This window comes from uncultured Sulfitobacter sp., from assembly GCF_947502895.1.
Classification (GTDB): domain Bacteria; phylum Pseudomonadota; class Alphaproteobacteria; order Rhodobacterales; family Rhodobacteraceae; genus Sulfitobacter.
Window position 1 is genome coordinate 67,978 of sequence record NZ_CANNBM010000006.1, and the last position, 19,827, is coordinate 87,804.

Below are 19,827 nucleotides of genomic sequence, written 5' to 3' on the forward strand. Positions count from 1 at the left end.
TGCATGTCTGATCAGACCGAGCCTGAATTTGAATCGCCTTTTAACGCCATTCCCTTTGTCGTTATTGCCTTGTTTGTCATCATGGCGGGCATCGAGCTGGTGTTGACGGCTGGCGAGGCGGGGCTGATTGGCGGGCCGCAGGCTATTGGCTGGCGGCTGGGGCTGGTGCGCGACTGGGGCTTTGCAGGCAATTATGTGGATGCGATGCTGGCGCAGGGGTATTTCCCGCCCGAACATATGGCGCGGTTCCTCACTTATCCTTTTATCCATCTGAGCTTCACCCACGCGCTGATCGCGATCGTGCTGATGCTGGCGCTGGGCAAAATGGCGGCCGAGGTGATGGGCCAGTTTGCCATGCTGGCGCTGTTTGTGCTGTCGGGCATCGGCGGGGCGCTGGTCTATGCGCTGCTGCTGGATGATCGGGTGTGGCTGGTGGGGGCTTACCCTTCGGTCTACGGATTGATCGGCGGATACAGCTTTTTGATGTGGCGCAGGCTGGCGGCCACAGGTGGCCAGCAGATGCAGGCCTTTACCCTGATCGGGATGCTGATGGGTCTACAGCTGATCTGGAGCCTTTTTGCCTCGGTGGGCTATGGTTGGGTGGCGGAGCTGTCCGGCTTTTTCTGCGGCTTTTTGCTGTGTTTTATCTGTGCACCCGGCGAATGGGCGCGGATATTACAAAAGCTGCGGCAGCGGTAGTTAGCTGCCACCGCGCCGCAAGGCTGATTTGAACTCGGACAATTTGAACGCGCCCAATGCTTGACCCGCGCCGAAATAGGCCACTGCCCCAATGCCCAGCAGGATCGTAAGACCCAGCGCGCGCCACCATGGCACAGCCATCAGCGTGCTGAGCTGGATATTGAAGAACCACAGCGCCACACCCATCACGAGGCTGGCCGCGATAATGCGCCAGATGCGGCGGCGAAAGCGTGCATCGACCTTTGCCGCATCTCCAAAACCCCGCGCCCCGAGCGCCAGCAGGGCATACATGGCCCAGCCTGCCACCGTGGCGGCAATCGCAGGGGCAAGCCAGCCTACATAGGGCGACAGCCCCACGGCAAGTGCGGCATTTACCACCATCGCAACAAGCGCAAAGTAGAACGGACGCCGCGTGTCTTCGCGTGCAAAATAGAGCGGCTGGATGATCTTTTGCAGCACAAAAGCGGGCAGGCCGAGGCCATAGATCATGACGGCGGTGGCGATAGCGGCACTGTCGTCTGTGCCGGATGCGCCACGCTCGAACAATACCGATACCAGCGTTAGCGGGATCACGATCAGCGCCACAGCAGAGGGGATGGTGAGCGCGAGCGATATTTCGGCGGCGCGGCTGAGGGCAGTTTGCGCGCCTGCATCATCGCCTGCGCGCAGACGGCGTGACAGATCGGGCAGCAGTACGATGCCCACGGCAATACCCACCACGCCCAGCGGCAGCTGGTACAAACGGTCCGCCGCGAACAGCCAGCTAACTGCATTTTCATATTGCGAGGCGACGAGCTGACCCACCACCAGATTGATCTGCATCACCCCCGAAGCAAGGGCCGCTGGCAGGGCAATGACGACCAGATCGCGCATGTCGCGGTTCCAGCGGGGGCGTTTGGGACGCAAGGAAAACCCTGCCTGCGCCGCCGCGCGCCATGTGAGTGTCAGTTGTGCCACCCCTGCCAGCGGGATCGCCCAGATCAGCCAGTTGATCGCATCGCCGTCCGTTAATGCGCCAAGCGTCAATGCGCCGATAACGAAGATGTTGAGCAGGACAGGCGCGGCGGCGGCCACGGCAAAGCGGCCTGTGGCGTTCAGGATGCCCGAGAATAGCGCCGAAAGGGACATAAACAGGATATAGGGAAAGACGATGCGGCCAAAGCCGACCGTCAGGTCAAAGCGGCCATCCTCGGAGAAACCCTCGGCGGTGGCCCAGACCAAGGCAGGCATGAACACCATACCAAGCCCGGTGAGCAGGGTGACGATAAAGAACAGGCCCGAAAAAGCGTTTTGGGCAAAGGCGGCTGCATCTTCGCCGCCCTCAAGGCGTTTTGCAAACATTGGCACGAAGGCTGCGTTGAACGCGCCTTCGGCAAAAAAGCGACGGAACATGTTGGGCAGGCGAAACGCGGCCACAAAGGCATCCATCAGCGGCCCTGGCCCGATGAGTGACAGGATCATGACCTCGCGTATGAACCCCAGAACGCGGCTGAGCAGGGTCCAGACCCCTACGGTGAAAAAGCTGGACATCAGGCGGATGGGTTTCATGGGGCGGGCCTTTGGCGTTGCGCGTCTGTTATGGCCTAGCGATTGGGCGGCGGTGTTGCAATTGCCTTTTGTGGTGCTTGCGCGGGGTCGTGATATTGCCCACTGTGCGCCGGATATGATCAGCAAACGCATTTTTCTTACAGGGGCCACAGGGACGGCAGGCCGCGCCACGCTGGCCGCGCTGCAGGAGGCGGGCCATGATGTGGTGTGTTTTGCGCGCAGTGCCGTTGATCTGGGCGGCGAGGTGCGGGTGGGTGACATCGGCGATGCAGCCTCGCTGGTGCGGGACGGCTTTCGCGGGGAGGCGTTTGACGCCGTGATCTCGTGCATTGCCTCGCGCAGCGGCACGCCGCGGGACGCGTGGGCGGTGGACCATGACGCCAATCTGTCGTTACTGCGCGCCGCGCGGGAGGCAAGCGTGGGACAGTTTGTGTTGTTGTCCGCGATCTGTGTGCAAAAGCCGCTGCTGGAATTCCAGCGTGCCAAGCTGGCGTTCGAGGCGGAATTGATCGCCTCGGGGCTGACCTATTCCATCGTGCGGCCCACGGCGTTTTTCAAATCCCTGTCGGGGCAATTGGACCGTGTGCGGGCGGGCAAGCCGTTTTTGGTATTCGGGGACGGAACGCTGACCGCCTGCAAACCGATCAGTGACCGTGATCTGGGCCGCTATATCGCGGGATGTCTGGAGGATGCTGCGCGGCATAACGCTGTGTTGCCCATCGGTGGACCCGGCCCTGCGATCACGCCGCTGGATCAGGTGGCCGCACTAGAGGCGATTTTGGGCCATGAAGTGCGGGTCAAGCGGGTGCCTGTGGCAATGATCAGCGCGATACGCGGCGGGCTGCGCATCGCCGGACGGTTCAGCGGTAAGCTGGCCGAAAAGGCGGAACTGGCGGGTATCGGGCGCTACTATGCGACGGAATCAATGCTGGTCTGGGACGGGGCGCGCTATGATGCGGAGGCCACGCCCGAGACGGGCGCCGACACACTGTTTGAATTCTATGCGCAGGTGATAGGTGAAGGCCGCAGCGTGGCGCTGGGGGATCATTCGGTTTTCTGAGGCGGTGCAATAGCGATGTGCCGCGCCGTCAGCGCAAGCAGCGCAAGGCAGGCGATCCCGCCGATTGTGTACCAGCCAAGGATACGTTGCAGATCAGCGGCGGGCAGCAGCCCTGCGTCTTGGGCCGAGGTGGCGGCCAGCAGCAGGGTCACGGCAAAGAAAACCTTTCCCCCAAGGCTTTTGAGCGAGAGATATGTGGCGCGGGTGCTGCTTTCCAACAAGGGCTGGATGCGGGCGAGGATGAAGGGATAGGCCAGCGAATCCGGTACGATCCGCAGCAAGAGGACGCCGATCACCAGCACGGAGGTGCTGGCAGCGAGGGCGGCAACAAGCGCGATTTGCAGACCAAAGGCGCAGAGCAACAGCAGCGGCAGGCCCAGTGCCGCGCGCAGGCGTACCGCAACCAGAGAGGCCAAACCGGAGATCAGCATCATTGCAGAAGTCACGGCACCACTGACCAACGGTGCTTCGGCGGCAAGGCCCAGTTCGTCAAGTGCTGTGAGGATAAAGGGCTGGCCAAAGACAAATGGTAGATGGCTGTAGGCATACATCAGCACCGTCAGCACAAAGAGCCATGCCAGCACGGGATGGACAAGTGCCGCGCGCAGCTCACCCGCCTGGCTGCGCAGGGTGGGGGCGGTCTGCGTTTTGCGCGGCGGTTCGGCCATGCGCAGCACAAGCAGGGTGGCGATCCCGTAAGACAGGGCGGTAGCGTAGAAGGGGAGCGTTGCAGAATAGAGGCTCATTGCGCCGCCGATCACAGCCGAAAGGGCAAAGCCTGCGAGGGTAAAGCGCCACGCGCGCAGCTCTTGCGCTTCGACCTCGTCTGCGCGGCCTGATGCCTCTAGTGCCTCGTAAAGCAGCGAGGAATCAGTGCCGGATTTGAACGCGGCACCTGCGCCGATCAGACATTGCCCCAGCGCGAAGGCCGCAAAGCTGCCCCCCATTGCCAGCGCGAGGCAACCCATCACATAGCATACTGTGGACAACAGCAGGGTCGCCCGCCGCCCGATGCGGTCGGAGAAATAGCCCGACGGCACCTCCAGCACGGTGGTGGCAATGTCGTAGACGGAATAGAGGATGATCGCCTCTGCGCCCGAAAGCTCGGCCTGAAAATACAAAAACCACACTGCCTGCCAGAACAGCAGGCTGTTGAAGAGCTGATACCAAGGGATCAAGGCGATGGTCTGGCTGAGGCGCAATGGGCGGGCCTTTGGCTGGAGTTCGGTGCAGCTTAGGCGCATATGCACGCAGCGAACAGACGCAATAGACGCAGCGATGCTGTTTGGGGCGGGTTTGCGGTTGTCGAGCGGCGCCTAGGTATCCGCGCGGGCGACGCCGTCTGTGATGGCTTCGCGCAGGCGTTTTTCCAGCGTGCGCTGTTTGCTTTCGCTATAGTATTTAAGACCGAACATATCCTTGACGTAGAAGGTATCGACCACCTGTTCGCCATAGGTGGCGATGACGGCATTGGCGATATACACATTCAGCCCCGCCAGCGTACGCGCCAGATCATAGAGCAGGCCGGGGCGGTCGCGGGTATCGACCTCGATGATGGTATAGATTTCGGAGCCGTCATTATCGAAGGTGATATGTGTCGGCACGCGGAAGGCTTTTTCACGCTTTTTGACCTTGTCGCGGGATTTGAGCGCGTCGCGGGTGATGACCTCGCCGCGCAGGGTTTTTTCGATCATCTGGCGCAGGCGGGGCAGTTTGGAGGCCTCATAGGCGTTGCCTTCGCTGTCCTGAATCCAGAACGCATCGGTGACATAGCCATCTTTGGTAGTATAGCTGCGGGCATCAACAACATTGGCCCCCACAAGTGCCAAGGCTCCCGTGAGCCGTGAGAAAATGCCGTGATGGTCGGGCATGACAAAGCATGCGCGGGTGGCATCACGGTCCTCGTCGGGGTGCAGATCAATGTTGATCGCCTCTTCGTCCAGATCGCGGAAGAGTTTTGCAAAGGCCACATGGGCTGTCACGTGCAGACCCTGCCAGTAGGGATCATAGTGGCGCGCCGTTTCGACCTGAAGCGCCTTTTTAGGCCAATCGGGCAAGGCTGCGCGCAGGGTCTTCTTGGCCTCGGCGCCGCGGTTCTGGCGGTTGAGATCTTCCAGCCCCGTCTCGAGCGCGCGTTCTGTCTGGCGGTAAAGGGCGCGGATCAGCACGGCCTTCCAGTTGTTCCATGTATCAGGGCCTACGCCGCGAATATCACAAACCGTCAGGACGCAAAGCAGATCAAGGCGTTTGACTGTTTGCACCGCTTTGGCAAAGTCGCGCACGGTGCGCGGATCGGCGATATCGCGTTTCTGGGCCATATCGGACATCAGCAGGTGATAGCGCACCAGCCATTCGACTGTCTCGACTTCGTCTTGTTTCAGCCCCAGTCGCGGGGCGACTTTGCGCACGATTGCGGCACCGAGGATCGAATGATCCTCTGGACGGCCCTTGCCGATGTCATGCAGCAGGAGAGCGATATAGAGAACCTTGCGGTTGACCCCGCGTTTGAGGATGGAGGACGCAACGGGCAGCTCTTCCTCAAGCTCGTTCTTTTCGATCATCGCAAGGTTGGCGATGGTCTGGATCGTGTGTTCGTCCACGGTATAGCTATGGTACATGTTGAATTGCATCATCGCCACGATCGGCTCGAATTCAGGGATGAAGGCGGCCAGCATCCCCAGCTCGTTCATGCGGCGCAACGCGCGCTCGGGGTTGCCGTGTTTAAGCAGCAGATCGAGGAAAATGCGCTGGGCCTCGGGATCATTGCGCACGCTGTCGTCGATCAGGTGCAGGTTGGCTTTGACCGTGCGCATGGCGTCGGGGTGGATCAGCATACCTGTGCGCAACGCCTCTTCAAACAAGCGCAGCAGGTTAAGCGGGTTGGCCAGAAATGCCGCTTCGTCCTTCAGGGCGATGCGGTTGTGGACCACGACGTAGCCCTCTTTGATGCGGGGACGGCGGCGGAAAAGCCGCTCCAGCAGGGGTTCGGATTTGACGTGCATGTCTTCGAGTTTGGTCAGGAAGATGCGGGTCAGATCGCCCACGGCGGTGGCATGGCGGAAATAGGCCTGCATGAAGACTTCGACTGCGCGGCGGCCTGCGCTGTCTTGGTATTGCATCGCCTCGGCCACGCTGACCTGCATGTCGAATGTCAGCTGTTCGGTGGCGCGCTTTGTGAGCAGGTGTAGATGGCCGCGCACGGCCCAGAGGAAATTCTCGGCCTCTTTGAAAGTCTCGTATTCATCGGCGCGGAACACGCCCTTGTTCACCAGATCGGCGGAATGTTCGACGCCGTGGATGAATTTGGCGATCCAGAACAGTGATTGCAGGTCGCGCAGGCCGCCTTTGCCTTCTTTCACGTTCGGCTCGACCACGTATCGCTGGCCTTGTTTGAGGTGGCGGCTGTCCCGCTCGGCCAGTTTGGCCTCGATGAAATCGCGGCCCGAGCCCGAGAAAAGCTCACGCTTGAGTGTCGCGTCCAGCTCTTCGGCAAGGGCCGTGTCGCCGCCTACATAGCGATGCTCCAGCAGTGCGGTCTGGATCGTGTAGTCTTCGCCCGCCAGTTGCACGCAGTCGCGGATGGTGCGGCTGGAATGACCGACCTTTAGTTTCAGGTCCCACAGGATATAGAGCATCGCTTCGATCACGCTGCTGGCCCATGGCGTAATTTTAGCAGGCAGAAGGAATAGCAGGTCCACGTCCGAGTAGGGGGCCATTTCGCCGCGGCCGTAGCCGCCCACGCCGATCACGCTGAGCGGGTCCGCGTCTGGCGGGGCGGGGTGCAGACTGTGGGTGGCCACATGCAGGACGGATTTAACCATACCGTCCGTGAGGTAGGTATAGGAAGTCGTCATCGCAGCTGCATCAAAAGGAGCCTCGGCAAAGGCGCGCGCGATGGCTTCGCGTCCTTGTGTCTGTGCTGCGCGCAAGATGCGGACTGTTTCGGCGCGCAGGGCAGCGGGGCTGCTATCGGCTTTTGCTGCGGCTGCAAGCTCGGCGTTGATTGCGGTGCTGTCGTAAATATCTTTGGGGTCGGCCCCCAGACGCGGCGCTTGGGCCACGTCTAAGGTCCAATTTTCAGGGTCGTTCATGCGCTTGCTCAGAAGCCCGCGCCGCCAAATGCTTTGGGCGCGTTCTCGAGAAGGACAACTTGATTGCCGCGCACAGTTGCTACGGCCAGCCCGCGCTGGTTGGTGCCGTCCGCGCGCAGGCGGAAGATGCCGTTGGCCCCTTTAAAGCCAGCACCTTGGGTTAGCGCCGCGCCTGTCAGCGCGTTTTTCTTGCCGCTGCTGACGAGGGAGCCGATAGCCGCGACCCCGTCAAACGCAAGGCCGGCAATATCCAGCGGGCGCTCGCCATAGGCGCTGTTATAGCGCGCGGCGAAGGCGGCACTGGCACCCGGATCGGGCAGGGCAAACCAGCCGCCCTGTACTCCCGGCAGTGCGAGGGTCTGTGCGGGGATGTCCCAGCGCGTCAGCCCGATGAACTGCGATGTGGAATTGGTCACACCTGAGGATGGCAACAGATCCGCCAGCAATGGCAGGGCGGTAGAGGAATTGGCGGTCATGAACAGTGCATTTGCACCCGAGCTTTGGATGGTGGCCTTTACCTGTGGCACGGCGGCCCGCACGGCTTCTTGGCTGAGCGCATATTCGACGGTGCCGGACAGGGTCGCGCCATTGGCTGAGATCGCTTTTTGAATGGCGTTGCGGCCGAGCTGCCCGCCGATGTCATTGGCGTGCAGGATCACGATCTTTTCTTTGCCCGCGCGTTTTGCGTAGCTGACCAGCCGCTGTGCGGTATTGTCGAATGTGGGCCCAAGCACAAAGACGTTGCCGCCTGCGATGGTGGTGTTGTTGGAGAAGGAAAGCACATTCACGCCAGCCTCGGCTACAGCCACGCCTGCGGCATTTGCAGCTTCACCATAAACCGGACCAAGGATGATCTTTGCACCATCGGCGACCGCTTGGGCTGCGGCGGTTGCGGCGGTGCCTGCCTTGCCTGCGGTGCCATAAACCCGCAGGTCGATCTTTACACCGTCCAGATCGCGAATCGCCAGACGGGCGGCGTTTTCAAGATTTTTCGCCAGCAGATTGTCCGAGGCTGTGCCCCCGCGCGGCACCAGCAGGGCGACAGGCACAGGAGCGTTGGGGTCGATGTTGGGCCCGCCTGCGCGGCTCAGGCCGCCCAATGCGGAAGGATCACAAGCTGACAGCGCCAAAGCGACGAGCGGCAATAACAGCAGCCGAATGGGCTTTCGGATGGTGCGTAGAATGGCAAACATGGTAACGGTACTCCCCAGTAATGGCGCGAACTTTGGTCCGTGCTGTCGTTGCCGCAATCATATCGTGTCCAAGGGGCGGGTCCAGCGTTGAATATCCATAAGCAGAAGTTAGCACCCGGAATTACATTTGTGGGTGTCCCTATAGGCACAGCGCGCGATATTACGTTGCGCGCGCTGGATGTGCTGGCGAGCGCCGATCTGTTGGCTGCGGAGGACACGCGCAGCTTGTTGCGGTTGATGGATATCCACGGCATCGCACTGGACGGGCGGCGGATCACCGCGCTGCATGATCATTCGGGCGAGGGGGCTATGATGCGGCTGGTCAAGGCTGCGCAGGAGGGGAAATCGGTGGCCTATGCCTCGGAGGCGGGGATGCCGCTGATTGCCGATCCAGGGTTCGAGCTGTCGCGCGCGGCGGCGCTGGCAGGGGTGCCCGTGACCTGCGCGCCGGGCCCGTCGGCGGTGCTGACGGCGCTGGCACTGGGCGGGCTGCCTACAGACGCGTTCTATTTTGCCGGGTTTTTGCCAAATGCAAAAGCTGCGCGGCTGGCTGCGATCGAAGGGCTGCGAGATATTCGCGCCACGCTCGTATTTTACGAATCGCCCAAGCGCGTGGGGGCAATGCTGCGCGATGCGCAGACAGCGCTGGGGGCTACTCGTACTGCGGCTGTGTGTCGTGAGTTGACCAAGAAATTCGAAGAAGTCCGCCGCGGCACGCTGGAGGAACTGGCGGATTTCTACGCCACCACCACGCCCAAGGGTGAGATTGTCGTGCTGGTGGACCGTGGTGATTTAGAGAAAATTAACTCTGGTGATTTAGATTCGGAATTGAGGGAGGCGCTTGGGGATTTGTCCATGCGCGATGCAGTGGATCTTGTTGCGAAGGCACATGGTTTGCCCCGCAGGCAGGTGTATCAGGCTGCACTTGAGCTGAGTAAGCAAAAAGGATGACGGATTTGACCATGCCAAACACGCGAAACCACCGTGGTGCAATGTCGTTTCATGCAGGGCTGGCCGCAGAGGGGCGGATCGCGCAAGATTATGAACGGCGCGGGTTTTCGGTGGCGCGACAGCGTTGGCGCGGAAAAAGCGGCGAGATTGATTTGATCGTGCGGGACGGCGATGGTCTGATCTTTATCGAAGTGAAGCAAAGCCGTAGTTTTGAGCGGGCAGCACAGCGCGTAAGTGCGAGCCAGATGCGGCGTATATACTCCTGCGCGGAAGAATTTCTTGGCACACAGCCGCGCGGCAGTCTGACAGATGTGCGGTTTGACGTTGCACTGGTCAATGGTCACGGCGAGACACAAATCATCGAAAACGCCTTCGGACACTGCTGAGGGCATTGCGCCTTGCGTCTTGCTTTGTCATCAAGATGACAACAGTAAGGACAGCTCATGAAAATAGCCTTTCAGATGGACCCGATCGGGGACGTGAACATTGACGCAGACAGCAGTTTCCGCCTTGCCGAAGAAGCGCAGGCGAGGGGCCATACGCTTTTCTTCTATACGCCTGACCATTTGGCCTATCAGGAGGGGAGGATCACGGCGCGCGGACATGATATGACCGTCCAGCGGGTTGCAGATGCGCCTGCAGTGCTGGGCGACATGCGCGAGGTTGATCTGGCTGATTTTGATGTGGTCTGGCTGCGTCAGGACCCGCCGTTTGACATGCATTACATCACGTCCACCCATTTATTGGACCGGATTGCCGAGACGACACTGGTTGTGAACAATCCGTTCTGGGTGCGCAACTATCCTGAAAAGCTGCTGGTGCTCGATTTTCCCGACCTGACGCCGCCGACGACCATTGCCCGCGATCTGGATACGATCAAAGCGTTCAAAGAAAAGCATGGTGATGTGATTTTGAAGCCGCTTTACGGGAATGGTGGGGCAGGTGTTTTCAAGCTGACCCGCGATGACCGAAACCTCAGCTCGCTGCACGAGTTGTTTACCGGTTTCTCGCGTGAGCCTTTGATTGTTCAAAAGTTTCTGCCTGATGTCTCCAAAGGGGACAAGCGCGTTATTCTTGTGGATGGCGCACCTGTGGGGGCGATCAACCGTGTGCCGGCGGCGGGGGAGACGCGCTCGAACATGCATGTGGGGGGGCGGCCAGAGAAGGTGGGCCTGACCGAGCGGGATCTTGAGATTTGCGAGCGCATTGGCGGATTGTTGAAGGAGAAGGGTCAGGTGTTTGTCGGGATCGATGTGATTGGTGACTATCTGACCGAGATCAACGTGACGTCTCCCACCGGTATTCAGGAGCTTGAGCGGTTTGATGGTGTGAATATCGCAGCAAAAATCTGGGATGCAATTGAGGCCAAGCGCGCATGAGTATTATGCAGCGCATTCTGAACCCTTGGTTGCGCGCGGTGGAAAAGCGCCGCATGAAAACTGGCACGCCTGCGCAGCTGCGCCGTGCGCTGGCCGGGCAATCACGTATGTTTTTTCACGCGCCGCGCGGGACCGTTTATGCGCAAGAGACATATGACGACGTGCCGTGTCTGGCGGTGATGCCGCGCGGCGCGTCCGAGGAGCGCGTTTTGTTCTATATCCACGGTGGCGCGTTTGTGTTCGGCAGCCCCTCTACCCACAGCGCGATGGTCGCCAGTCTGGCGCAGCGGATTGGTGCGCGCGGCGTGATGCCGAAATACCGGCTGGCACCTGAGGCGCCTTTTCCAGCTGCCCCCGATGATGTGCGCGCTGCTTGGGAAGGGCTGCTGCGCAGCGGGGTGACACCGGAGAGTATCGTTGTTGGCGGTGATAGTGCGGGCGGTGCGCTGGCCTTTGGGCTGGTTGCGTCACTGCGGGCCGAAGGTGCGCCGATGCCTGGTGCTGTGTTCGGATTTTCGCCTCTGACAGACCTGACGCATAGCGGTGAGAGCTTTCGTACCAATGCCGAGGCAGATGTGGTTTTGCCCGCAGAGAGTGCGGACAAGTTGGGAGCGTTGTTCTTGCGCGGTGCGTCCCCAGAAACGCCAAGCGTGAGCCCGCTGTTCGGGGATTTCGAAGGCGCGCCGCCTGCGTGGATCACTGTGGGCGATACCGAAGTTTTACTGGATGACGGGCGCAGGTTGGCCGAAAAGCTAAGATCGCAAGGCGTGGATACAACGCTGCAGGTGGAGCGTGATCTGCCCCATGTCTGGCCGATCTTTCATAACGTGTTGCCCGAGGGGCGCCAGACATTGGATGCCTTGGCGCAATGGATCAGGCAACGGCAAAACTGGGTAGTCTGAAGCTGACCGCCTCGGCGATGTGGGGTTTTCGTACCTCTGCGGAACCGTCCAGATCGGCGATCGTGCGCGCCACCCGCAAGACACGGTGATAGCCGCGCGCAGAGAGGCTGAAGCGTTCTGCGGCGCGCAGCAGCAGCTCACGGCCTTCGGCGTCGGGGGCGGCCATCTGTTCCAGCATCTCTCCCTGTGCATCGGCGTTGAATGTCATTGAAGGCTCATCCGCAAAGCGTGCATGTTGAAGATCGCGGGCGGCGGCCACGCGGGCTGCCACGGTGGCCGAGCTTTCGCCCGCAGCAGGCAGATCGAGGTCGGTATAAGCCACGGGCGGGACATCGACACGCAGATCGAAACGGTCCATCAGGGGCCCCGAAATGCGGCCGAGATAGTCGTCTCCACATTGCGGAACGCGGGCGCAGGCGCGTGCGGGATCTGGCAGGTAGCCGCATTTGCAGGGGTTTGCAGCGGCGACGAGCATGAATTTGCACGGATACTTCACGTGGGCATTGGCGCGGCTTATCATGACTTCGCCTGTCTCAACGGGTTGACGGAGGGATTCCAGCACGTTGCGGGCGAACTCGGGGAATTCATCCATGAACAGAACGCCATTGTGGGCCAGGCTGACCTCGCCGGGTTTGGCGTTGCGCCCGCCGCCGATGATCGCGGCCATCGAGGCAGTGTGGTGCGGCTCTCTGAAGGGGCGATTGCGGTTGATGCCGCCCTCGTCCAGCAACCCTGCGAGTGAATGGATCATGGAGGTGCCGAGCGCCTCGGAAGCCGATAGCGGCGGCAGAATACCCGGAAGGCGCGCAGCCAGCATGGATTTGCCCGACCCCGGTGTGCCGACCATCATAAGGTGATGACGCCCCGCTGCCGCAACTTCGAGCGCGCGTTTGGCACGTTCCTGTCCTTTTACCTCGCGCAGATCGCGGCTGTGATCCAGCGGCGCGACCTCGCCCGGTTCGGCGGGAGGGAGGGGGACCTGACCCGTGTAGTGGCGCACCACATCCCCCAGCGACGGTGCGGCGATGACTTGGCAGGCGTTTACCCACGCCGCCTCGGCACCTGAGCCTTTGGGGCAGAGCAGGCTGCGGTCATGTTCGGCGGCGGCCATCGCCGCAGGCAATGCGCCGACCACGGGCACCAGAGAGCCGTCGAGCGACAGCTCGCCCAAGGCGACAACGGTTTCAATCACGTCCTTTGGCAAGATATCGAGGGCTGCCAGCAGGGCCAGCGCGATGGGCAGGTCAAAATGGCTGCCCTCTTTGGGCAGGTCGGCGGGCGACAGGTTGATGGTGATGCGTTTGGACGGCAGCGCGATTGCCATGGAGGTGAGAGCGGTGCGAACGCGGTCCCGCGCCTCGGACACGGCCTTGTCCGGCAGGCCGACCACTGAAAATGCGGGCAAACCAGGCGTGACGGCGCATTGCACCTCAACGATGCGCGCCTCAACCCCCTGAAATGCAACGCTATACGCGCGTGCGACCATGCCACAACCCCATCCTTACCAACGGGTTAACGGTACGGGGGGAGAGTTTAAGAAAGGTTAACGGATGCGCTGTCAGGGAGTGGAAAATTCAGACGGGCCAAGGCTCTGTTCGGCCTTTGGGTGGGTAGGGGAAGGGATCGTAAGTGGTGCGCAGTCCTTCGGCGCGCCACTGCTGAAAGGCGGGATCGCCCAGAGTGGTTGCGCAGTATGCCGCTGCGGTCTCGGATACGGGTAGGGCGTAACCTGTGATGCGGGCGCACACGGGGGCATAGAACGCGTCGGCCAGTGAATAGGCACCAAACAGCCACGGCCCTTCGGTGGCTTTTTCACGAGCATAGGCCCACAGTGTTTCTATGCGCGCAAGGTCTGCCAGAACGGCATCGGAAGGCGAGAAATCAGCGTCTATATGGGCCAGTTGCATCGGGCAATCGCCGCGCAACGCCCCAAAGCTGGTGGTCATTTCCGCACAGAGCCAGCGCGCGCGGATGCGGGCAGCCGGATCTGCGGGCCAGAGCGTGGATTGGGGGTGCCGCTCGGCCAGTGTCTCGGCAATGGCGAGGCTTTCGCCGACCACGTCCCCTTCGGGTGTGCGCAGGGCAGGGACCAGACGGGCGGGGGCCAGCGGGGCCATATCCTGCGCCATTGTTCCGCCATAGAGGCCGATCATATGGGTGCGGAAAGGCAGGTTGAATTTATGCAGCATAAGCCAGCCGCGCAAAGACCAGCTTGAAAACGTGCGGTCACCGATAAAGAGATCATATTCCATGGGTTTGGACATTAGGGGCATCAACGCAGGCGTGCAAATTCCATTCTGTGTGTAGCCCCATCACGGGAGGTGATTGATCGCATGCGCTTCCCATGCATCGTTGCCTTTGTGGTGCAGGGTTGTGACCGAGATATTGTCGATCTTGTGGGCCATGGCCTGATAGGGGGACACGCCAAGGGCGCGCTGCACTTGGGTCAGGATCACACCAAAATGTGCCACGGCGATGATATGGCCGCCTGAATGCGTCTCGTTCAAACGGTCCACTACGGCGTCAACGCGGGCGCGGGTCTGATTCCAGCTTTCGCCATCAGGGGCCTGAACGTCACCCGGCTTTTCCCAGAACGCGCGGCTGAGGTCGGGGTCGCGTGCGGCGACAGCCTCAAAGTGCATACCGTCCCAGACGCCGAAGTCCATCTCGCGTAGATCGACCTCATGGGGGAGGCGGGTATGGCCTGCGGTGTGCAGCACGTCTGCCGTATGGACCGAGCGGATGAGATCGGAAGATACCAGTACCGCGTCTTCGGGCAGGTGCGCGCGGACGCGGTTGATCAGTGCTGTATCCGAAAGGTCGGCAGGCACATCGCGCCAGCCTACAAAGGTCTTTTCATGGGTTGGTCCGTGGCGGACCCAATGCCAAGTGGTCATGGGAGTGTTCCTTTCAGGACTTGGGGCAGGCCAGCGACGATCATCACGGCCAGATCGGCCTCGCGGGCCAATGCGATGTTGAGCCTGCCCTGTGCCTCGCGGAATTTACGTGCCAGTGCGTTTTCAGGGACGATGCCATGGCCGACCTCGTTGCTGACGATCACCCAAGGGGCGGTACAGCCGCGCAGGGCGGCCAGCAGTGTTTCGGTGGCACGATCCAGATCGGCCTCTGCCATCATCTGGTTGCTGAGCCACATGGTGGCGCAGTCGATCAATGCGGGGGTGTCCGCGCTCAGGCTGGCAAGCGGGGCGGTGAGATCCAACGGCTCCTCTATCGTTGACCAGCGTGCGTCGCGGCGCGATTTATGCACTTTAACCCGCAAAATAGTTTCATCATCCAATGCACGACCTGTGGCGAGGTAGGTGCAATTCAAGCCGCTGGATAATATAAGATTTTCGGCCCACTCGGATTTGCCTGAAGCGGCGCCGCCTAGAATGAATGTCCCTTTGGGCAACATTTTTCGTAACCTTTTGTGAACCGATATGCACTTTCATGCGTATCTATAACAAAGCGTCACCACAAGGTGACCATTTCACCCAGGGAGACGGAACAGATGGCGATTGGAACTGCGCAGGACTTTTCACTCACACGCACTGCGATGAAAGCGGAGCTGCTGGATGCTGAAACAGAATTGAGACTGGCCTACGCATGGCGGGATGACCGGTGCGAAGAATCTTTGCACCGCTTGATCACCGCATACATGCGTTTGGCGATTTCTATGGCGTCAAAGTTCAAGCGGTACGGAGCGCCGATGAATGATCTCATTCAGGAAGCGGGTCTGGGGCTGATGAAGGCTGCGGACAAGTTCGATCCTGACCGTGGGGTGCGTTTCTCGACCTATGCGGTCTGGTGGATCAAAGCCTCTATTCAGGACCATGTCATGCGCAACTGGTCGATGGTGCGCACGGGTTCAACCTCTTCCCAGAAATCACTGTTTTTCAACATGCGCCGCGTTCAGGCGCGTCTGGAGCGTGAGGCTGCATCCGCAGGAGAGACGCTGGACAAGCACCAGCTGTTGCAGATGATAAGCACCGAGATCGGTGTGCCGTTGCATGATGTGGAGATGATGGAGGGGCGTCTGTCCGGCTCGGATTATTCGCTGAATGCTACGCAGTCGTCAGAGGACGAGGGGCGGGAGTGGATTGATGCGCTGGAAGATGACAGCGCGCAGGCCGCCGAACAGGTGGAGCATAGCCATGATACCCAGCAGTTGCGTGAGTGGCTGTTGTCGGCGATGTCGGCCCTGAACGAGCGGGAGCAGTTCATTGTGCGCGAGCGCAAACTGCGCGATGCGCCCCGCACGCTGGAAAGCCTTGGCCAAGAGTTGAGCCTGAGCAAGGAGCGTGTGCGTCAGCTGGAAGCCGCCGCATTTCAGAAAATGCGGAAATCCCTTGAAATGCAATCGCAGGAAGTGTTTCATTTTCTCACATGATACCAGTACCCTCCAATGTAGTGAGTGCAGGCGCGGCCCTATGGGTCGCGCTTTTTGCGTCAGGAGCGGCGGCTGAGATACCGCAGGCCGCGTTTGACGCGCAGATCGTTGTTTTGGGAGAGCAGCACGACAACCCTGATCACCATGCGCGTCAGGCGGCGTGGGTGGCCGCACTTGAGCCTAAGGCGTTGGTGTTCGAGATGCTGACAGAACGGCAGGCGGTGGCGGCAAATGGCCCTTGGGAAACGCAGGATGGACTGGATGCCGCGACAGGGTGGAGCGAGACATCGTGGCCGGCGTTCGCGATGTACTTTCCCATATTTGACGCAGCGCGTGATGCGGTGATCTATGGCGCTGGCGTGCCGCGCCCTGCGTTGCGGGCGCAGTTGGAGACGCCGCTTGCCACGCATCCGCTGGCTGCCAAATTCGGGCTGGACCAGCCCGCGGACCCTGAGGAGCAATTGGCGCGGGAGGAGTTGCAAGCACAAGCACATTGCGACGCCTTGCCCGAAGAGATGTTGCCGGTGATGGTGAATGCGCAGCGTATCCGTGATGCGGCCTTGGCAGACGCGGCCCTGCGTGCATTGGACCATACAGGCGGGCCCGTGGTTGTGATCACTGGTAACGGACATGCGCGGGCCGATTGGGGCATGCCTGCGCTTTTGGCCCATGCCGCGCCTGATGTGCCTGTCTTTGCGCTGGCGCAGGGCGAAGACGGTGGCGCGGTGGGGGGTGCGTTCTCGCTTACGTTGGATGCGCCCGCGCCTGTGCGCGGCGATCCTTGTGCGGCCTTTACCCAGTAGGGTCTGGCGCTGGGCAGACCTGCCGCCTATGTTGAGGGCCGAAGTGGCGGACCAAGGGGCGCAATATGCTAGGTGGCAAACATATCCTGCTGATTATCGGTGGTGGCATTGCGGCGTTTAAATCGCTGGACCTGATGCGCCGCCTGCGCGAGCGCGGCGCGGTAGTGACCCCTGTTTTGACCCGCGCGGGTGAGGAATTTGTCACCCCTTTGTCTGTCTCGGCGCTGGCGGGGCGCAAGGTGCACCGCGATCTGTTTGATCTGGATGACGAGGCAGAGATGGGTCATATTCAGCTGAGCCGTGTGGCCGATTTGGTGGTTGTCGCCCCTGCCACCGCTGATCTGATGGCCAAGATGGCGGGCGGGTTGGCCAATGATCTCGCCTCGACCCTGCTGTTGGCCACGGATACGCCCGTGATGATCGTGCCTGCGATGAATGTGCGTATGTGGGAACATGCCGCGACCCAGCGCAATCTGGCAACGCTGCGCAGTGACGGTATCGCGGTGGTTGGCCCGAACAATGGCGATATGGCCTGCGGCGAGCATGGTCCGGGCCGAATGGCGGAGCCGCTGGAGATTGTCGCCGCCGTCGAGGCCGCCCTGACCGACGGGCCGTTGAAAGGCCGCCGTATCCTTGTCACCTCTGGCCCTACACATGAGCCGATTGACCCTGTACGCTATATCGCCAACCGGTCGTCAGGGGCGCAAGGCACGGCGCTGGCGCGTGCGTTGACGGCATTGGGTGCGCATGTGGTATTTGTAACGGGGCCAGCCGATGTCGCGCCCCCTGACGGTGTCGAAGTTATTGCCGTGCAGACAGCGCAGCAGATGAAGGCAGCGGTAGAGGCGGCCTTGCCCGCAGATGCAGCGGTGTTTGCGGCGGCTGTTGCCGACTGGCGCGTCAGTTCTGCCTCTGACCGCAAATTGAAAAAGACCAAGGACGGGTTGCCCGTGCTGGAGTTTGCCGAAAATCCAGACATTCTGCGCGGGGTCAGTGCAATGGCCGAGGGACGGCCTGCACTGGTTGTGGGATTCGCCGCCGAGACAAATGATGTGATCGAGAACGCCACGGCCAAGCGGCTGCGAAAGGGCTGCGACTGGATCGTGGCCAACGATGTTTCACCCGAAACGGGGATCATGGGAGGCATCGAGAACGCGGTGACGCTGATCAGTGATGCGGGGGCCGAAGAATGGCCGCGCATGTCCAAAGACGCTGTGGCGCAGCAGCTGGCCGCACGGATCGCGGATGCGATCACCACATGAGCGGCGTTGACATTCGGATGATGTGGGAGGCGGAGGCCGATAGCACGCTGGGCCTGCCGCGATACGAGACAGCGGGCGCAGCGGGGGCTGATCTGCGGGCGAATTTCGCTGACCGTGTGGCCGTGACCTTGGCGGTGGGCGCGCGTGCGTTGATCCCGACGGGTCTGCGGCTCGCCATTCCCGAAGGATTCGAGGTGCAGATCAGGCCGCGTTCGGGGCTGGCGCTTAAACACGGGATAACGCTGCCCAACAGTCCCGGCACGATTGATGCGGACTATCGCGGCCCGCTGGGCGTGATTGTGATGAATGCTGGCGGTGCGCCTTTTGTGATCGAGCACGGGATGCGGATCGCGCAAATGGTGGTCGCGCCCGTTGTGCAAGCTAGGTTCCACAGCGTGGACGCATTGGAAAGCACGGCGCGCGGCGCTGGCGGCTTTGGCTCCACCGGAACGGAGTGAATTTGTGCTTGTTGTAATTCTTGCAGGCCTCATATGGGGCCTAGGCGCTGTGATGCGCACGCCGCGTTCGGCGCGGTGGACCATGATCGGCCTTCTGCTGGTGTTGGCGATTGGTGTGCAGTTGGTTCTGGTTGACGGCCATCCGTTGCGGCAGGCGACGGGGGGCAGTGCCGCGCTCTGGCTGATTGTGGCGGGTGTGGGCGCCGTGATTGCAGCCTATTCACGTGTCATTGGTCGGCTGCGTGCACAGACAGGCGTTGACGATGAAAAACCGGCCCAAGCGCCAGCACGCCAAGGCAAATTTTCGGACGTTGAGCTGAACCGCTATGCGCGCCATATCGCGCTGCGCGAAGTGGGTGGTGCGGGGCAGAAAGCGTTGCGGGATGCCAAGGTACTGGTGATCGGCGCGGGCGGGCTGGGCGCGCCTGTGCTTCAATATCTGGCTGCAACAGGCGTTGGCACCATTGGTGTGATCGACGATGATGTGGTCGAGAACACAAACCTTCAACGGCAGATCATTCATAAAGACGCCTCAATCGGGATGCCCAAGGTGTTCTCGGCCCAGATGGAGATGAGCGCGCAAAACCCGTTTGTTCAGGTGCGTCCCTATAACCGTCGGCTGGACGATAGCATCGCGCCCGAATTGATTGCGGAATATGATCTGGTGCTGGACGGCACAGATAATTTTGACACGCGCTATCTGGTCAATGCAACCTGTGTCGCGGCTGCTGTGCCGCTGGTGAGTGGCGCGTTGAGCCAGTGGGAAGGGCAGCTGAGTGTCTTTGACCCTGCGCATGGCGCGCCTTGCTATCAGTGTATTTTCCCTGCCGCCCCTGCACCCCATCTGGCGCCCAGTTGTGCCGAGGCGGGGGTTATTGGCCCCTTACCCGGTGTGGTGGGGGCGATGATGGCAATGGAAGCGGTCAAGATCATCACCGGCGCAGGCACTGTGCTGCGCGGCCAGATGGTGATTTATGACGGTCTTTATGGTGAGAGCCGTAGCATCAAAGTAACCCCGCGCGCGGATTGCCCTGTTTGTGCTGCTGCGCGCCCCTGAGAATTGTATCCCTGCCACCGCGCGCCTAGTCTGA

19 protein-coding genes are annotated in these 19,827 nt (G+C 61.0%); 11 read left to right on the forward strand and 8 right to left on the reverse strand.

The window, feature by feature from the left end:
• Positions 1-3: 3 nt before the first annotated feature.
• Entirely contained in the window at positions 4-699 is a 696-nt protein-coding gene (locus Q0903_RS17705) for a rhomboid family intramembrane serine protease (protein WP_299031161.1), read from the forward strand.
• Here the strand turns inward: Q0903_RS17705 and murJ are convergent, their stop codons facing one another.
• Positions 700-2,247, reverse strand: a complete 1,548-nt coding sequence (murJ, locus tag Q0903_RS17710) for a murein biosynthesis integral membrane protein MurJ (RefSeq protein ID WP_299417512.1) — start codon at positions 2,245-2,247, stop codon at positions 700-702.
• A gap of 115 nt (positions 2,248-2,362) precedes the next feature.
• Here murJ and Q0903_RS17715 point away from each other — a divergent pair, with 115 nt between their 5' ends.
• Positions 2,363-3,307 (forward strand): NAD(P)H-binding protein, encoded by a 945-nt coding sequence (locus tag Q0903_RS17715; RefSeq protein ID WP_299417609.1) that lies wholly within the window; start codon positions 2,363-2,365, stop codon positions 3,305-3,307.
• Here the strand turns inward: Q0903_RS17715 and Q0903_RS17720 are convergent.
• The 3 genes from Q0903_RS17720 to Q0903_RS17730 form a co-directional block, all read right to left on the reverse strand.
• A complete protein-coding gene (locus Q0903_RS17720) occupies positions 3,292-4,551 on the reverse strand; it encodes an MFS transporter (protein ID WP_299417514.1) in 1,260 nt (419 codons plus the stop codon). The genes Q0903_RS17715 and Q0903_RS17720 overlap by 16 nt on opposite strands.
• Before the next feature lie 72 nt (positions 4,552-4,623).
• On the reverse strand, positions 4,624-7,398 hold the full coding sequence (locus tag Q0903_RS17725; RefSeq protein ID WP_299417517.1) for a [protein-PII] uridylyltransferase: 2,775 nt from the start codon (positions 7,396-7,398) through the stop codon (positions 4,624-4,626).
• Between the two features lie 8 nt (positions 7,399-7,406).
• A complete protein-coding gene (locus Q0903_RS17730; protein ID WP_299031152.1) occupies positions 7,407-8,591 on the reverse strand; it encodes an ABC transporter substrate-binding protein in 1,185 nt (394 codons plus the stop codon).
• An 87-nt stretch (positions 8,592-8,678) separates the two neighbouring features.
• Here Q0903_RS17730 and rsmI point away from each other — a divergent pair, with 87 nt between their 5' ends.
• From rsmI to Q0903_RS17750, 4 genes are read left to right on the forward strand one after another with little or no spacing between them, the layout of a single operon-like run.
• Positions 8,679-9,542: a 16S rRNA (cytidine(1402)-2'-O)-methyltransferase gene (gene rsmI / locus Q0903_RS17735; protein ID WP_299417519.1), complete on the forward strand. Its 864-nt coding sequence runs from the start codon at positions 8,679-8,681 to the stop codon at positions 9,540-9,542.
• 11 nt (positions 9,543-9,553) lie between these two features.
• Positions 9,554-9,928, forward strand: a complete 375-nt coding sequence (locus Q0903_RS17740; protein WP_299031149.1) for a YraN family protein — start codon at positions 9,554-9,556, stop codon at positions 9,926-9,928.
• A gap of 57 nt (positions 9,929-9,985) precedes the next feature.
• Positions 9,986-10,921 (forward strand): glutathione synthase, encoded by a 936-nt coding sequence (gshB, locus tag Q0903_RS17745; protein ID WP_299417521.1) that lies wholly within the window; start codon positions 9,986-9,988, stop codon positions 10,919-10,921.
• Positions 10,918-11,823, forward strand: a complete 906-nt coding sequence (locus tag Q0903_RS17750; protein WP_299417523.1) for an alpha/beta hydrolase — start codon at positions 10,918-10,920, stop codon at positions 11,821-11,823. Before gshB ends, Q0903_RS17750 begins: the two co-directional genes overlap by 4 nt.
• Here Q0903_RS17750 and Q0903_RS17755 read toward each other — a convergent pair.
• From Q0903_RS17755 to cobU, 4 genes are all read right to left on the reverse strand, one after another.
• Positions 11,795-13,309 (reverse strand): YifB family Mg chelatase-like AAA ATPase, encoded by a 1,515-nt coding sequence (locus Q0903_RS17755; protein WP_299031143.1) that lies wholly within the window; start codon positions 13,307-13,309, stop codon positions 11,795-11,797. The two genes, Q0903_RS17750 and Q0903_RS17755, sit on opposite strands and share 29 nt — an antisense overlap.
• An 88-nt stretch (positions 13,310-13,397) precedes the next feature.
• Positions 13,398-14,075 carry a glutathione S-transferase gene (locus tag Q0903_RS17760; protein ID WP_299417525.1) on the reverse strand — a complete coding sequence of 226 codons (678 nt, stop codon included), beginning with the start codon at positions 14,073-14,075 and terminating at the stop codon, positions 13,398-13,400.
• 60 nt (positions 14,076-14,135) lie between these two features.
• Positions 14,136-14,720 (reverse strand): histidine phosphatase family protein, encoded by a 585-nt coding sequence (locus tag Q0903_RS17765; RefSeq protein WP_299417527.1) that lies wholly within the window; start codon positions 14,718-14,720, stop codon positions 14,136-14,138.
• Complete coding sequence (gene cobU, locus Q0903_RS17770) at positions 14,717-15,238, reverse strand: bifunctional adenosylcobinamide kinase/adenosylcobinamide-phosphate guanylyltransferase (protein WP_299031137.1); 522 nt, start codon at positions 15,236-15,238, stop codon at positions 14,717-14,719. Before cobU ends, Q0903_RS17765 begins: the two co-directional genes overlap by 4 nt.
• Positions 15,239-15,334: 96 nt before the next feature.
• Here cobU and Q0903_RS17775 point away from each other — a divergent pair, with 96 nt between their 5' ends.
• The 5 genes from Q0903_RS17775 (at position 15,335) to moeB (ending at position 19,793) form a co-directional block, all read left to right on the forward strand.
• Entirely contained in the window at positions 15,335-16,213 is an 879-nt protein-coding gene (locus tag Q0903_RS17775) for an RNA polymerase factor sigma-32 (RefSeq protein WP_299031135.1), read from the forward strand.
• Complete coding sequence (locus Q0903_RS17780; RefSeq protein WP_299417529.1) at positions 16,210-17,016, forward strand: ChaN family lipoprotein; 807 nt, start codon at positions 16,210-16,212, stop codon at positions 17,014-17,016. Before Q0903_RS17775 ends, Q0903_RS17780 begins: the two co-directional genes overlap by 4 nt.
• Before the next feature lie 65 nt (positions 17,017-17,081).
• Positions 17,082-18,278 (forward strand): bifunctional phosphopantothenoylcysteine decarboxylase/phosphopantothenate--cysteine ligase CoaBC, encoded by a 1,197-nt coding sequence (gene coaBC / locus Q0903_RS17785; protein WP_299031131.1) that lies wholly within the window; start codon positions 17,082-17,084, stop codon positions 18,276-18,278.
• Positions 18,275-18,736 (forward strand): dUTP diphosphatase, encoded by a 462-nt coding sequence (gene dut / locus Q0903_RS17790; RefSeq protein ID WP_299417531.1) that lies wholly within the window; start codon positions 18,275-18,277, stop codon positions 18,734-18,736. The genes coaBC and dut overlap by 4 nt, the downstream gene beginning before the upstream one ends.
• A gap of 52 nt (positions 18,737-18,788) precedes the next feature.
• Complete coding sequence (gene moeB / locus Q0903_RS17795; RefSeq protein ID WP_299417611.1) at positions 18,789-19,793, forward strand: molybdopterin-synthase adenylyltransferase MoeB; 1,005 nt, start codon at positions 18,789-18,791, stop codon at positions 19,791-19,793.
• The last annotated feature ends 34 nt before the right edge of the window (positions 19,794-19,827 follow it).